Here is a 14,810-nt window from a genome sequence, read left to right as displayed (position 1 = left end):
TGGCGCCACATCGGCCACCTCGTTGAAACGATCGAGGCAACCGAATGCAACAACTACTTCGCAAACGCCGGCTACGCTTCCATCAAAACGTGAAAGGCTCTAGAGCATGATCCCGAACCGAAGGTCCGCGCTAGCGAAAAGTGGAATCCGGATTTCGGAAAAGATCATGCTCAAACACAAAGTTAGAACCTACGCTTACTGGATTTCGCCGCTCTCGTCCTCGTCGGGGCTGGCGCAGCTAACATCGCCTTCCGCGCAGGTCGAATCGGCGGTGAGCTGCTTGGTGCGATCGTCGGTCAGCCGCGTCAGGCATTCCGATATCAGCATCGGATAGATCGAGCCGCCTTCGCTGTCCGCGGCCGAATAGCTGCATTCCGCGTCGCGAAAAGCGATCCAGGCGCGCTGCGCCGTCTGCAACAGCTTCCTGGCTTTTGCGTCAGTTCCGCCGATGATTTCCTGGTAGGCCTTGTTGAGCTTGGCGTCGGCGGATTTGTAGTCCGCGTCGGCGCAGATGTTCATCATCTGCTGGCTGTCGTCGTTGCGGTCGCATTCCTGCGCATAGGCAACAGAACCTGCCGCGAGGACGACAAGACAGGCGGACACAAGAATTCGGCGCATGACGATCTCCAATTCGCAACCGCATCATTCCAGCCGTCTCAAGCCTGCGCAACGCCAGTGACGGATATTTGATGATACGAAACGGTCCGTATCGTTTAGGCAACGCGCTTGCGGTTGACACGGGCAACGCTCCTCGTCTATGAGCCACGCACAGTTCAAAGGCGCGTCTGTGGGCGCGCCTTAATAATTCGGCCCGTGACCGGGCCCAGACCGACGGGCAAGACCATGAAAATCAAGAATTCGCTCAAGGCGTTGAAGGCGCGTCACCGCGACAACCAGCTGGTTCGTCGCAAGGGCCGCGTCTACATCATCAACAAGACCGCGCCGCGCTACAAGGCGCGCCAGGGTTGAGTTTTCGACGGAGGCTGCGCGCCTCCGTTCGCATGATACGACTCTCACGCTAAATTCAGTTTGACGATCCGGCGTCGGGGGCTAGATTCCCGCGATGCGGATTCTTTTTGCATTTTTCACGGCTTTCCTCGTTTCCGGCGCTGTCTCGCTGCCGGCGTGGGCTGAAGATCCGACCACAACTCCGCCGACAGCACCTCCGGTCGTCAAGACGAAACAGGCGCGGCTCGATCAGCTGTTTGCCGATCTCAAGCGCGAACGCAATGAAAAGGCGGCCGAGCGCATCGCCGGACGCATCGGCAGCGAGTGGTCCCAGTCGGGCAGCGCCTCTATCGACCTGATGATGCAATGGTCGCAGAAGGCGATCGAAACCCAGAAATTCGATGTTGCACTCGATTTCCTCGATCAGGTGGTGACTTTGCAGCCGACCTATGCGGAAGGCTGGAACCGGCGCGCCACTGTTCATTTCATGATGAAGAACTACGGGAAGTCGATGGCGGACATCGACCGCACCCTGCAGCTCGAACCACGCCATTTCGGCGCGCTTTCGGGCCTGGCTCAGATCATGGCCGAAACCGGCCACAAGCAGTCGGCACTTGAGGCCTGGCAGCGCGTGCTCGGCATCTACCCAATGATGCGCAGCGCCCAGGACCAGGTCGCCGCACTTTCCGAGGAGCTTGCCGGCGAAGGCATTTGAGACCAGTAAGGGAGTAAGGGAGTATGTGAGAGGTGCAGATTGCACTGTGGAACACATGCGCCCTACTCCCCTACTCTCCTACTCTCCTACTCCCCTACTCTCCTACTCCCCTACTCCCCTACTCCCCTACTCCCCTATAGGCCCGATCTATGCCGTTTGCTTCCGTGACGAGTTTCTCCACAAGGGCGGCGGCCGGCATCTCCCGCAGCTTCGCAACGCCCTGCCCGGCCCAAGTGGGCAAGAAGTCAGCCCGCTTGCTTTCATCCTTTGCCATCGAAAGCGGCATGACCAGACTCGCCTGCAGCGGAAACGCCAACACTGCATCTTCCTCACCAGCCATTTCCATCACAAACCGGTTGCGCACCACGCGAGCTGGGCGGCCAGTGAAGCAGCGAGTCACCGACGTGCTCTCGTCGTTGGCCGAGCGCAATGCTGCGCGATAGACTGGCTGCACATTGGCTTCAGGACAGGCCAGGAAAGCCGTGCCGATCTGCACGCCAGATGCACCAAGTGCAAAGCTGGCAGCAATGCCGCGACCGTCGAAGATACCGCCGGCGGCAATTACAGGCACCCGCACGGCATCAACAATCTGCGGTACGAGTGCCATAGTGCCGGCTGTGCCGATAGCAGGGTCGCCAGTGAATGTGCCGCGATGCCCACCCGCCTCGTATCCCTGGGCGATAATGGCGTCCACCCCTCCTGCCTCAAGCTGGCGCGCTTCCGAGACGGTGGTGGCCGAACACAAGACAGTACAGCCGGCCGCCTTCAACTGCTGCACAATTGCGGTGTCGGGTAGACCGAAGTGGAAGCTGACCACCTTGGGGCGCAGCTCGAGCACAATTTCGAGACGCTCACGATCGAAGGTGGGGAAGGGCTCGCCCGGCTCGGGCACCGGTCCGAGGCCGACCTCCTCATAGCAGCCGCGAAGGCGGTCTCGCATACTTTGGGCTGCCGCATCATCGTGTATCGGCGCCGGGTGCGCAAAGAAGTTGACGTTGATCGGATGATTGGTGGCGTGCTGTGTCGCCGTGAGCTGCTCGCGGATAGCCGCCGCAGGCAGAATGCCGCATCCGAGCGAGCCAAGCGCCCCGGCATTGCTGACTGCCGCCGCCAGTTCCGGCGTGGTGATGCCGCTCATCGGAGCCTGGATTATCGGGTGCTCAATGCCGAGGAGTTCCAGAAGATCAGTGCGCATCCACATTGGATCACCCTCCTCTTTCTCCCAGGAGAGATTACCTTAACTGACTTCCAGCTCAAGATCGGATAGGGCCTTCGAACCGCTTCACGGCCGGCCACAGGCTGATGCAAGCTGGCGGAGTTCGGCGTTGATCGCAGCCCAACTGCCGTCAATGCACCGGGCTGCCGCCGCGTTTACGACGCGCCATGCAGCCGGCCTATCCGGCAGCCGCGGCCGACATTAGCGGCCGACTTCCGATCCGACATAGGCGATGCGCAGCATGTTGGTCGAGCCCGGCGTCCTCAGCGGCACGCCGGCCGTGATGATGACGCGGTCGCCCGGCTTGCCGAAACCTTCATCGAAGGCGATGCGGCAGGCGCGGTCGACCATGTCGTCGAGGTCGCTGGCGTCGGGGGAAACGACGCAATGCGTGCCCCACAACAGCGACAGCCGCCGCGCCGTGTTGAGGATCGGCGACAGCGCCACGATCGGCACTTGCGGCCGCTCGCGCGCGGCGCGCAAGCCGGTCGTGCCGGACGCGGTATAGGTGATGATCGCCGACAGCTTCAGCGTCTCGGCTATTTCGCGGGCGGCGAGCGAGATCGCGTCGGCCCCGGTCGCTTCCGGTTCCGAGCGCTGCGCGTTGATAATTCCGGCATAGGTCGGGTCGGTTTCGACCTTGGTGGCGATCCGGTTCATCATCGCCACCGCCTCGACCGGATAGGCGCCGGCGGCGGACTCCGCCGAAAGCATGATCGCGTCGGCGCCTTCAAACACGGCGATCGACACGTCCGACACCTCGGCCCGCGTCGGCACCGGCGCGGTGATCATCGATTCCAGCATCTGCGTGGCGACCACCACCGGCTTGCCGGCACGGCGCGCGGCGCGGGTGATCTGCTTCTGAATGCCAGGCACGGCTTCGAGAGGCATCTCGACGCCGAGATCGCCGCGGGCGACCATCAGCGCATCCGAAAGCTCGATGATCTCGGCCAGCCGGGCGACGGCCTGCGGCTTTTCGATCTTGGCCATGATCAGCGCCCGGCCGCGTGCGATCTTGCGCGCTTCGGCCAGGTCCTCGGGCCGCTGCACGAAGGACAGCGCCACCCAGTCGACGCCGGTCGCCAGAACCGCGTCGAGATCCCGGCGGTCCTTTTCCGTCAGCGCGCCGACCGGCAGGTCGGTGTCGGGCAGGCTGACGCCCTTCTTGTCGGAAATGGTGGTGCCGGCGACGACGGTGCAGACGATCGCCTTGCCGTTGCTGCTGACCGCCTTGAGCTCGAGCTTGCCGTCGTCGATCAGCAGGCGATGACCAGCCTCGACCGAACGCAGGATTTCGGGATGCGGCAGGTAGACCCTCGTCGAATTGCCGGGCTCGGGATTGTCGTCGAGCGTGAAGGTCTGACCGACGGTCAGCACCTCTTTGCCGTTGGCGAACTTGCCGACGCGCAGCTTTGGCCCTTGCAGGTCGGCGAGAACGCCGATCGGCCGGCCGACCGCCTCCTCGACGGCACGAATGCGGCCGACAAGCGTACGCATCAATTCATGGTCGGTGTGGCTCATATTGATGCGGAACACGTCGGCGCCGGCTTCGAACAGCTTCTTCAGCATCTCCTCGGACGAGGAGGCCGGACCGATGGTGGCGAGGATCTTGACCTTGCGGCTGCGTCTCATTGACTGTTTGTTCCCGGGGCGGCTGGAGCGCCATCCGTTGCGGGCTCGTCAGTCAGCTGGACCATCCAGCTTGCCTGCTCGCCCGTGTCATATTCCTGGAATCCGGCGCGCTGAAAGCCCCGGGCGACGCAATCGGTAACGCCGGCGATCTTGAACTCTTTTTCGGCCACGCACATGTTGATCGGGCCATCCCAGCGTCCGCCGCGCTCGGCGTCTTCTGCATAAAGATAGTAAAACCTTGATGACAACGGTCCCTCGATCAGCGTCTTGCAGCTCGATCCTTCGATGTGCCACCAGCCTTCGGTGATCCAGCCGGCTTTGGCGCGATAGCCGATGCCGACACCGACCAGGTTCTGCGTGGCGTTGCAGACCCGGAAATCGGCCCGTGCCGGCGAGGCCGAAATCACCGCGAAAAGAGCCATGGCCGGTACCAGGAGCGGCATGGCCAAGGCGTGGCGCACACGCAGCCTGCCGGCGAAACCCATCCTGAAACCCCTCAAGAACCACATTTGCATCTCTCAACGCCCCTTTTCGGAAAAGTCCGTACGCATGTCAACGCGCCGATCTGTCCAATTCCAATCGATTTAGAAGGCTCTGGCGCGCTTGCGGTCGCCCCTGCTCAGTTTTTTGGCAGAAACCGTGGCCAAACAACGGCATTGCGCAAGCGTTCTCTTCGTGGAATGACGATACCACCCTCCCCGAAAGCCAGCGAACAGACCTTTCCCGCCAATGACCCGATCCACAGTTTTCGCGCCTTTCGATATCGTCGAAGGCGATCGCAAGCGCGGCATGGTGCTTCTGGCCGATCACGCCCGCCGCGACCTGCCGGAGGAGTATGGCAGTCTCGGCCTGCCGGCGGCGGAGTTCGACCGCCACATCGCCTACGACATCGGCGTCGAGACCGTAACCCGCGAACTCGCAAGTCTGCTCGGCGTTCCGGCGGTGCTTGCCAATTTTTCGCGACTGCTGATCGACCCCAATCGCGGCGAAGACGATCCAACGCTGATTCGCCAGCTCTATGACGGCACCATCATCCCGGGAAATTATCCCATGGCCTCGGAGGAGCGCGAAAGACGGCTGGACCGCTTTTACCGCCCCTATCATGATGCCGTCGGCGCCATGATCGCCTCTGTGGCGCGAGTATCCGCGCAGGCACCCTTCATCTTTTCGGTGCATTCCTTCACACCGACCATGCAGGGCTCCGTGCGGCCGTGGCACGTCGGCATATTGTGGGACCTGGACGACCGCGTTGCGCGGCCGCTGATCGACATGCTCGCCAAGGACAAGAGCCTCATCGTCGGCGACAACGAACCCTATGACGGCGCACTGCGCGGCGATACCATGTTCAGGCACGCCATCGTCAACGGCTTTGCCCATGCGCTGCTCGAGGTCCGCCAGGACCTGATCGCCGACCGCAAGGGTGCCCTCGCCTGGGCCGAACGGCTGGCGCCGATCGTTGACGCGATAGATCGACGTGCCGATATACATGCGGTGAAAATATTCGGCTCGCGCACCGGGCCGGTATGATGAGGCCCAAGGGAGGCCAACGTGATGACCGAACTCAGCGAAGAACAAAAGCGCGATTTCGAAGCCGCTGCCTTCCGCCGGCTGGTCGCGCATCTGCGCGAGCGTTCCGACGTACAGAACATCGACCTGATGAACCTCGCCGGCTTCTGCCGCAACTGCCTGTCCAACTGGTACCGCGATGCGGCGCAAGCCGAAGGTGTCGAACTCAGCAAGGAACAGTCGCGCGAGATCATCTACGGCATGCCCTATGCCGAGTGGCAGGCACTGAACCAGGTCGAAGCCTCCGACGCCAAGAAGGCCGAGTTCGAGGCAAGGCGCCCTAGGGATCACTAGGGGAGGATGCCGTGCCTAAGATTGACGTTGCCGACGTGCCAGGACGCAAGGGCTCATCCTATCCACCGCCGTTCGATGCACCCTGTGCCGAACGCGTGCGCCAGCGGCTAGGCAACGCAGGTGGGCTCACCGACTTCGGCATCAATCTCATGCGCCTGCCGCCGGGCAACTGGTCGAGCCAGCGCCACTGGCATTCGCACGAAGACGAATTCGTCTACGTGCTTGAAGGCGAGCTGACGCTCGTCGAAGATGCCGGCGAGACGGTGCTGCGCGCCGGTGATTGCGCGGCCTTTCCGAAAGGATCAGGCAACGGCCATCACATGATCAATAAATCGGGCGCGATGGCGATCTATCTCGAAGTCGGTTCGCGCTGGCCCGACGACGTCGCCACCTGCTCCGACATCGACATGATGAGCACCAACGCTGACGGCCGGTTTGTGCACAAGGATGGCGCGCCCTATCCCGAGCCGTAGGGATTTCGGAGTGGACCGCCGAGATGGTTGGCCGACGCGAGAGGACGTAGCGTCTGGTCCAAGCACTTTCGGCGAAGAGCGCTTGACTGTGAATTGAATCGATCTAATTTGCCGCGCAACGCCATTTCCGGACCGGATTCTACCCGATGGACGCGCAGAAAATCACGCAGATCGCGATTCGTGGACGCTGGGCAGTGGCCGGCATCTTCCTCGCCAACGGCTTCTTGACCGGCAGTTGGGCGCCGCAGATCCCGGTGTTCCTGACGCGACTCGACATTTCGAAGTTCACGCTCGGCTTGCTGATTCTGTTGTTCGGTGCCGGCGCCGTCACTGCCATGACCTGGTGCGGCCATCTGATCTCGAAGCATGGCTCGCGCACGGTGCTGCGCTGGTTCGGACTTGCCGGCAGCTTCGGCCTTTTGGTTGTGGCTCTGGCCCCCAACGTGCCCCTTGCAGCCATCGCCATGTTCATCTTCGGCGGTTCGATCGGCGGCATGGACGTCGCCATGAATGCCAATGCAGTGGCAGTCGAACGGCGGCTGTCCCGTGCCATCATGTCGTCCTCGCACGGCTTCTGGAGCCTTGGCGGTTTCGCCGGCGGCGCTTTGGGCGGTTTCGCCATCCAGAACTACGGTCACCTCGCCCATGCGACAGTGGTGACGGCTCTTGCCTTTGCCGTAATCGCCGTAGCGATCCGCTACCTGATCGCCGAGGACAAGCACCCGGTCGCCGAGCACCACAAATTCGCGTTGCCGGCAAATCCGGTGGTCTATCTGGTCGGACTTATGGCGCTGCTGACGATGATCTCCGAAGGCGCGGTACTCGACTGGGCAGCGCTGTATCTCCGGCAGGAACTCGGCGCCGATCTTGCCATCGCAGGCCTGGCCTATGCCGCCTTTTCCGGCGTCATGGCCATTATGCGCTTTCTCGGCGATGGCGTCCGCAACCGTTTCGGTGCCGTTACGACATTGCGCGCCTCGGCTCTTGCCGCTGCTGCCGGCATGCTGGTGGCCGGGCTGGCTCCCTCGCCTTGGCTGGCCATTGCCGCCTTTGCCTTTTGCGGCCTCGGCATTGCCAACATGGTGCCGATCATTTTTTCGGCCGGCGGCAACCAGGAAGGTATGGCGTCCGGCACAGGCATGAGCGTCGTCACCACAATGGGTTACTCAGGCATTCTGGTGGCGCCGTCGGCGATCGGCTTCGTCGCCGAGCACTCGAGCTTCGGCCCGATCTTCGTCGCACTGTCCGGGCTGCTGGTCGTCGTGCTGTTGATGGCCGGCCTCGCTCACCGCGCCGAATTCGCTGCCGAGCCTGCACCGGCTGAATAGCGCTCGAACTCTTCGTAGAGGAAATCCGCGACGCGGCGGATGCGGACGCTGGTACGCACGTCGCGGTGCATGGCCAGCCATACCGGCAGCGTCGGCAGCGGGAGACCCGGCAGCACTGTCTCGACCAGCGGATCACGGTCGGCGAGCGGCTCCTGGCCAAAGCCGATGCCGTTTCCCGCCCGCACCGCCTCCCACAGCACGATCTGATTATCGGTCCTGAAGCGGAAGGCATTGCGGGCGAGCGGGACGCCGAACTGGGCGAAGCCGCGAATGATCTCATCGCTGCGGTCGAAGCCGACCAGATCATGGCCGGCAAGATCGCGGGCCTCGCGCGGACGGCCACGCCGGTCGAGGTAGGATTTTGCCGCGCAGGCGCGGAGCGGAATGTCGGTCACCTTGCGCGCGACCAGTTCATTCTGCGCCGGCTTGACCATGCGAATGGCGATATCGGCGTCGCGACGCAGCAGATTCTCGACCTGATTCGAGGCGGCGATCTCGACTTCGATGCCCGGCTCCTCGGTCCCAAGCCTCGCTGTCATTTCCGGCAGCACATAGGCCGCCACCACCTCGCTGGCGGCAATGCGCACCGTACCCTCGATCGCCTCGACCGATCCCAGCGCCAGCAGCGAAAAGGCGCTCGCCTGCTCGCTCACCGCGCGACCCCGTTCAAAGAGCGTGCTGCCTGCTTCGGTGAGCGCATAGCCACGCCGCCCGCGCCGGAACAGGGTGACGCCGAGCGCCTGTTCCAGCTCGGTGATGTGGCGGCCGAGCGTCGGCTGGCTCGCGGCAAGTTTTCGGGCGGCCGCTGACAGGCTGCCGGTCTCCGCCACGGTGACGAAACTCTTGATCAGGTTCCAGTCAATATCCATTCACAATTGAATATCATATCGCCAATCGTGGTCAATTTTCATTCGTTTGCGAAGAGACAATATTGGGGTCGTAACGCAACACGGAGACGAACAATGACCACGATCGCAATTCTCGGCGCCAATGGCCGCCTCGGCCGCACGGTCGCCAAGGCCTTCCTCGATGCCGGCTACGATGTCCGTGCCATCACCCGCAGCGGCAAGGTGCCGGCGGAGCTCAAAGGCGCTACGGCGATCGCCGGCGACGCGCTCGACCGTGCTGCGCTGATCCGCGCGACCCAAGGCGTCGATATCATTTTCAACGGCCTCAACCCGCTCTACACCGACTGGAGCAAATGCCTGCCGATGGCCGAGAATGTGATGGCTGCCTGCCGGGCGCACGGCGCGCTGCATCTCTTCCCGGGCACCGTCTACAATTACGGCTCGCAGATGCCGGCGGTGATCGCCGAAGACACGCCGTTTCGCCCGACGACGGAAAAGGGCCGCATCCGCGTCGCCATGGAGGATCTGTTTCGCCGCGAGGCCGACGCGGGTCGGGTGCGCACGATTCTGCTGCGCGCTGGTGATTTCTTCGGCGGCACCGGCAGCGGATCGTGGTTCGATCTGGTTGTTGCCGCCAAGATGACCAATGGCGTCTACACGGCCCCAGGGCCGGTCGATCTCGTGCATGAATGGGCCTATCTGCCCGACCTGGCCAAGGCCTTCATCGGGCTGGCTGACAATCTCGACAAGCTCGGCTCCTACGAGGCGCTGAACTTTCCTGGCCATGCGGTGACCGATCTGGACATCAAGGCGGCCGCGGAGAAGGCGCTCGGACGCACGCTGAAACTGACGTCGATGCCGTGGTGGGTGCTGCGTGCCGGCGGCCCGTTCGTGGCGATGTGGCGCGAGATCGTTTCGATGTCCTATCTCCGCTTCGAGCCGCACCGGCTGGTTTCAGGCAGGCTGGAAAGCGTTATCGGTACGATCCCGCACACGCCGCTGGAAAATGCGGTGTCGGAAGCGCTCGAGGATATCGGCATCGCCACGATCAAGACGACGCAAAAAGTTGCCTAACAACAAACCAAAAAAAGGCGGATGGCCTCACGATCATCCGCCGCTGGTCGGGGAGGAAGGTTGCGCTCAGATCCGGCCCATCAACAGCAGCACCAGGACAACGATCAGGATGACGCCGACGATGCCTGATGGTCCGTAACCCCAGGACCGCGAATGCGGCCACGCCGGAACCGCGCCGATCAGAATAAGAATAAGGATAATGATGAGAATGGTGCTGATCGTCATCAGAAAATCCTCGCTTTGAGGTTGCAATGACGGAACAATGCAGAAGGCCGCCCATTGTTCCCGGGCGGCCTTTGCTTGATCAGGACGGCGATTCGGACTCTATTCGGCCGCCTTCGGGAAGGCGATCGCCGGTTCGGCGCCCAGATCGGCCTCCAGGCCGCCCGACGAGATTTCGGTTTTGCCGCGCCCCAACAGGCGACTGAACCAGCCACGACGCGCACCGGGTTTGACCTTGGCGCGAGTGAACACCATCAGCATCGACGGCGTCACCACCAGCGTCAGCACGGTGGCGAAGGACAGCCCGAAAACGATCGCCGACGACAGCGAAATCCACCATTGCGTCGACGGCGCGTTGATCGTCGTCTCGTGATGGAAGATTTCGAGGCCGAGGCCAAAAGCGATCGGCAGCACGCCGAGGATCGCCGACACCGCCGTCAGCACCACCGGGCGGGCACGTTCGCGGCAAGTCTGCAGAACGGCTTCGTATTTGTCCCAGCCCTCTTCGCGCAACCGGTCATAGGTGTCGATCAGCACGATGTTGTTGTTCACCACCACGCCGGCCAGCGCGATGACACCGATGCCCGACATGACGATGCCGAATGCCTCTCCCGTCAGCAGCAGCCCGAGGAACACGCCGATCGTCGCCATGACCACGCAGGACAGCACCAGCCAGACGCTGGTGAACTTGTTGAACTGCGCCAGAAGCACGATGAAGATCAGAAAGATCGCCGCACCGAAGGCTTTGCTGAGGAAGGCACCGGCCTCCGCGCTGTCCTCATTGGAGCCGGCAAGCTTCCAGCGAATGCCGCTGCCGAGGTTCATGTCTGCAACAGCTTTGGTGACCTCCTGCTGGACGGCAGCCACCTGGGCGCCGGCGGCGACGTTGGCCTGGACGACGACCGTTCGCGCACCGTCGATGCGATTGAGGATACCGACCGTCGGCTCCGGCTTGCGCACGACGAAGTTCGAGATCGGCACCGAGCCTTGCGCGGTCTGCACCCGCAGCTCGTCGAGCGTCGACAGCGTGCGCCGATCCTCGGGCAGGCGCAGCCTGATGTCGACTGCATCGTCGGCGCCGGCGGGCCGGTACTCGCTGAGCTTCAGCCCGTTGGTCACCAATTGCACCACCGTTCCGACCGCGGTTGGGCTGATGCCGTACTGCGCCGCCTTGGCGCGATCGACCTCGAGCGCCCAGTCGACGCCGGGCGGCGCCAGACCATCGGAAATATCGATGACGCCGGGCACCTTGGCAATGCGCGCGGCGACGGCGCGGGCCTTGTCGTCAAGGCCCTTCGGATCGACGGCCGAAAGCCTGATCTGGATCGGCTTGCCGGTAGGCGGGCCGGCTTCCGGCACGCGAACCTCGACGTCGACACCGGGAATGCCGGCCATAACGCCGCGCAGCTCGTCCAGGATTGAGTTCGCCGATTTACGCTCGCGCCAGTCGACGAATTCGTACTGGATCACGCCAACCACGTCTTCCGGAACATCCTGGCCGCCGCCCTGCGTCTTGCCGACACGGGTATAGACAGACTTCACGCCCGGCCAACCGAGCAGCCGATTTTCCGCGGTCTTGGTGGCCGCGTCCATTTCGGCAAGCGAAAGATTGCCGCGGGCGTGGACATAGAGCAGGCCGTAGTCAGGCTCGACATTCGGGAAGAATTCGACGCCGGCGCCGAATTTCGAATAGGCGTAGCCGACGCCGACCAACAGCGCCACAGTGAGGACAAGCACGGTGATGGGATAATGCACCGCCTGCTTGACCACGGCCATGTACCAGCCGTCGCGATTGTCGTCGGGGTGATGGGCCGGCGCCTTGGCAAATATCGCGCCCAGCGTCGGCGCGAAGACCAGCGCATAGAGCATCGAGGCCGAGAGCGTCACGATCAGCGTGATCGGCATGTATTTCATGAAGTCGCCGATAATGCCCGGCCAGAACAACAGCGGCGAAAAGGCGGCAATGCGCGTCATCGTCGCCGCGATGACCGGGCCGGCCATACGCTTGGCGGCAAGCGCGAACGCTTGCTCCTTCGGCATGCCCTCGCTCATGCGGCGCTCGGCGAATTCGGTGACGATGATGGCGTCGTCGACCAGCATGCCGACCGCCAGGATGAGGCTGAACAGCACGATCATGTTGATCGTGTAGCCCATCATTGCCAGCAACAGGATGCCGATCAGGAAGGACGAGGGGATGGCCAATCCGATCAGCAGCGAGGCACGGCCAGACAGCGCGTAGAGAATGACGATGAACACCAGGATGACGGCGATCATCACGTGGTTCTGCAGGTCGCCGAGCAACTGGTTCACGAAGACGGACTTGTCTTGCGTGTAGGTGACGTGCATGCCCTCCGGCATCGTCTTGATGAAGGCGTCGGACACCTCCCTGACCTTGCCAATCGTATCGATCAGGTTGGAGCCGATGCGCTTCTTCACCTCGATGGCGATCGCCGGCTTGCCGTCGAGGCGGGTGACCGTCTCGGCGTCCTTGAATGTGGAGCGGATGGTGGCAATGTCCTTGGCCTGCACCACCGCATTGGGGCCGGCGACGACCGGAAGCGCCGCCACATCCTCTGGTGTCTCGATAAGCGAGGGCACCTTGACCGCGTATTTGCCCTCGGATCCTTCGATGTTGCCGGCGGCGACAAGACTGTTGGAAGCGCCGACCGCACCGATCAACTGGTCGAGCTGCAGCCCGTAGGAAGACAGCTTCATCGGATCGATGACCACTTCGACGAGGTCGTCGCGCGCACCCTGCAGCGAGCCCTCGAGCACGCCAGGCACTTCCTCGATGCGGTCGCGCAGCTCGCGCGCCGCCGCCGTCAGCACGCGCTCGGGCACCTCGCCCGACAGCGTCACGACCAGGACGGGGAACTCGGAGATGTTGACCTCGGAGACCACGGGCTCCTCAGCCGCTTGCGGCAGGTCGGCCTTGCCGTCCTGCACCTTGCTGCGTGTGTCCTGCAGCGCGGTGGCGAGGTCCGTCTGTGGCTGGAATTCGACCAGCACATAACCGCCGCCCTGGAAGGCGGCCGAGCGCATCTCCTTGAGGCCTTTCAGGCTCTTCAGCTTGGCTTCCATCGGCCGCAGCAGGAGGCGTTCGGAGTCTTCCGGCGAGATGCCCTGGTAGATCAGACTGACATACATCATCGGAATCGGAACGTCGGGTTCCGCTTCCTTCGGCGTCGACTGGTAAGCGACCGCACCGGCAAGGATGAGAAAGACCAGGACCGAAATGGTCAGCCGGGCATTGCTGATTGCAAGTTTGACGATGTCCATGATTACTGCGTCCCGGCCGTCGCTTCGCCCAACAGCTTTTGAATGGTCGCCTGGTCGGCTGCGACCGGCTTGACCACTTCGCCTTCCTTCACCAGCTCCTGGCCGGCGACGATGATGCGGGCGTCGGCCGGAATGCCGCCGAGCACCAGGCCGGTCGGCGTGTCGTCGACCAGGTCGATCGGGAAGAACACGACCTTGTCGTCCTTGTCGACGGCGCGAATGCCGAGATCGCCCTTGTCGCCGAGCGTCACCACCGAGCGCGGCAGCATGACGGCGTCGGTCGGCTGGGCGCTGAGCGCAATTTCTGCCGTCATGCCGGCCGGTACGGAACCATCGGCGTTGGGGATGGCGACTTCGACGCGGAAGGTACGGGTTGCCGAAGATGCATCGCGGCTGATGTAGCGCACCGTGCCCTCGACATTCTGGCCGCTGACCAGACGCACATCGGCCTTGTCGCCGATCTTCAGATAGCCGAGATCGCGTTCGCTGACTTCGCCGCGGGCGATCACCGGATCGAGCTTCAGAATGGTCGCCACTTCGCCGCCCTGCATGACGGAACTGCCAAGCTCCACTGGCACCCGGTCGATGACGCCGTCGAAGGGCGCCTTCACCTCGTTGCGGTCGAGCTCGGCTTGCACGGCCTCCAGTTGCGACTTGGCCAGCGTCAGGTTGGAGCGGGCCGTGTCGAGCTGCAGCTTGGGCAGATTGCCGGTTTTCATCAGCCGCAGGGCAGCTGCCAGCTCTGCCTCACGTTGCACGACAAGCTGCTTGGCGTTGTCGACCGCCGAGATTTTTTCCTCGGCGGCAAGCATCAGGATCAGGTCGCCGGTCTTGACATGCTGACCCTGCTTGACCGGCAGCTTGTCGATGACGCCGGCGACGCGTGTCGCCAGGACGGCGCGCTTGTCGGCTTCGGTCAGTCCGGAAATGCGGATAGCGCGTGCATAGGTGCGCCGCGGCGGGGTTATGATCGCGACCGTGCGTAACGGCGCCTTGGGCTGTTCCGCCTCGGCAGTCCCCGGCTTGGCAGCCCCCTGTTTGCCAGTTTGGGGCTTGCCTGCGTCGGCTGCCTTGGGCTGCTCGACCTCTCCTGCCTTGGGCTTGTTGTCGGCGGACGCGCTGCCGACGGACGAGAACTCGCCTGTCGCCATCCAGCCAGCGAACCCGATGAGCACAACAATGGCTGCAAGCTTGTGAAACCTGAATTTCGGCATC

At 63.1% G+C, this 14,810-nt stretch carries 15 protein-coding genes; 7 read left to right on the top strand and 8 right to left on the bottom strand.

Annotation, left to right across the window (positions count from 1 at the left end; all coding sequences use genetic code 11):
• Positions 1-195 precede the first annotated feature (195 nt).
• Positions 196-618: a lysozyme inhibitor LprI family protein gene (locus tag NKH28_RS13760; RefSeq protein WP_352817722.1), complete on the bottom strand. Its 423-nt coding sequence runs from the start codon at positions 616-618 to the stop codon at positions 196-198.
• 225 nt (positions 619-843) lie between these two features.
• Between NKH28_RS13760 and ykgO the strand changes: the two genes are divergently transcribed.
• Positions 844-969 (top strand): type B 50S ribosomal protein L36, encoded by a 126-nt coding sequence (ykgO, locus tag NKH28_RS13755; RefSeq protein WP_006327841.1) that lies wholly within the window; start codon positions 844-846, stop codon positions 967-969.
• Positions 970-1,063: 94 nt separating this feature from the next.
• Positions 1,064-1,663, top strand: coding sequence for a tetratricopeptide repeat protein (locus NKH28_RS13750; RefSeq protein ID WP_352471168.1), 600 nt, complete (start codon positions 1,064-1,066; stop codon positions 1,661-1,663).
• Between the two features lie 118 nt (positions 1,664-1,781).
• On the opposite strand, the gene NKH28_RS13745 is transcribed toward NKH28_RS13750, so the two are convergent.
• The 3 genes from NKH28_RS13745 to NKH28_RS13735 form a co-directional block, all read right to left on the bottom strand.
• Entirely contained in the window at positions 1,782-2,864 is a 1,083-nt protein-coding gene (locus NKH28_RS13745; RefSeq protein WP_352979196.1) for an NAD(P)H-dependent flavin oxidoreductase, read from the bottom strand.
• A 216-nt stretch (positions 2,865-3,080) separates the two neighbouring features.
• Positions 3,081-4,511, bottom strand: coding sequence for a pyruvate kinase (gene pyk / locus NKH28_RS13740; RefSeq protein ID WP_352454861.1), 1,431 nt, complete (start codon positions 4,509-4,511; stop codon positions 3,081-3,083).
• On the bottom strand, positions 4,508-4,954 hold the full coding sequence (locus NKH28_RS13735; protein WP_352489443.1) for a DUF1036 domain-containing protein: 447 nt from the start codon (positions 4,952-4,954) through the stop codon (positions 4,508-4,510). The genes pyk and NKH28_RS13735 overlap by 4 nt, the downstream gene beginning before the upstream one ends.
• Positions 4,955-5,240: 286 nt before the next feature.
• On the opposite strand from NKH28_RS13735, the gene NKH28_RS13730 reads away from it, so the two are divergent.
• The 4 genes from NKH28_RS13730 (at position 5,241) to NKH28_RS13715 (ending at position 8,172) form a co-directional block, all read left to right on the top strand.
• Complete coding sequence (locus NKH28_RS13730; RefSeq protein ID WP_352979194.1) at positions 5,241-6,038, top strand: N-formylglutamate amidohydrolase; 798 nt, start codon at positions 5,241-5,243, stop codon at positions 6,036-6,038.
• A gap of 24 nt (positions 6,039-6,062) precedes the next feature.
• Positions 6,063-6,371 (top strand): DUF1244 domain-containing protein, encoded by a 309-nt coding sequence (locus NKH28_RS13725; RefSeq protein ID WP_352979192.1) that lies wholly within the window; start codon positions 6,063-6,065, stop codon positions 6,369-6,371.
• An 11-nt stretch (positions 6,372-6,382) separates the two neighbouring features.
• Positions 6,383-6,844, top strand: a complete 462-nt coding sequence (locus NKH28_RS13720) for a cupin domain-containing protein (RefSeq protein ID WP_352452498.1) — start codon at positions 6,383-6,385, stop codon at positions 6,842-6,844.
• A 146-nt stretch (positions 6,845-6,990) separates the two neighbouring features.
• Complete coding sequence (locus tag NKH28_RS13715; RefSeq protein WP_352979190.1) at positions 6,991-8,172, top strand: MFS transporter; 1,182 nt, start codon at positions 6,991-6,993, stop codon at positions 8,170-8,172.
• On the opposite strand, the gene NKH28_RS13710 is transcribed toward NKH28_RS13715, so the two are convergent.
• The gene (locus NKH28_RS13710) at positions 8,130-9,041 is read right to left on the bottom strand and encodes a LysR family transcriptional regulator (protein ID WP_352979188.1); all 912 of its coding nucleotides are present in this window, start codon (positions 9,039-9,041) and stop codon (positions 8,130-8,132) included. The genes NKH28_RS13715 and NKH28_RS13710 overlap by 43 nt on opposite strands.
• 93 nt (positions 9,042-9,134) lie before the next feature.
• Here NKH28_RS13710 and NKH28_RS13705 point away from each other — a divergent pair, with 93 nt between their 5' ends.
• Entirely contained in the window at positions 9,135-10,094 is a 960-nt protein-coding gene (locus NKH28_RS13705) for an SDR family oxidoreductase (RefSeq protein ID WP_352979186.1), read from the top strand.
• A gap of 66 nt (positions 10,095-10,160) precedes the next feature.
• Here the strand turns inward: NKH28_RS13705 and NKH28_RS13700 are convergent, their stop codons facing one another.
• From NKH28_RS13700 to NKH28_RS13690, 3 genes are all read right to left on the bottom strand, one after another.
• Positions 10,161-10,319, bottom strand: coding sequence for a DUF3309 family protein (locus NKH28_RS13700; protein WP_023678456.1), 159 nt, complete (start codon positions 10,317-10,319; stop codon positions 10,161-10,163).
• A 99-nt stretch (positions 10,320-10,418) separates the two neighbouring features.
• Positions 10,419-13,595: an efflux RND transporter permease subunit gene (locus NKH28_RS13695; RefSeq protein WP_352979184.1), complete on the bottom strand. Its 3,177-nt coding sequence runs from the start codon at positions 13,593-13,595 to the stop codon at positions 10,419-10,421.
• Positions 13,596-13,597: 2 nt separating this feature from the next.
• Positions 13,598-14,809 carry an efflux RND transporter periplasmic adaptor subunit gene (locus tag NKH28_RS13690; protein WP_352979182.1) on the bottom strand — a complete coding sequence of 404 codons (1,212 nt, stop codon included), beginning with the start codon at positions 14,807-14,809 and terminating at the stop codon, positions 13,598-13,600.
• Position 14,810: the final 1 nt, after the last annotated feature.

The sequence above is a fragment of the Mesorhizobium sp. M1227 genome (assembly GCF_040318315.1).
Classification (GTDB): Bacteria; Pseudomonadota; Alphaproteobacteria; order Rhizobiales; family Rhizobiaceae; genus Mesorhizobium.
Note: the sequence above shows the minus strand (reverse complement) of the source record. Positions and strands in the feature narration are given on the sequence as shown.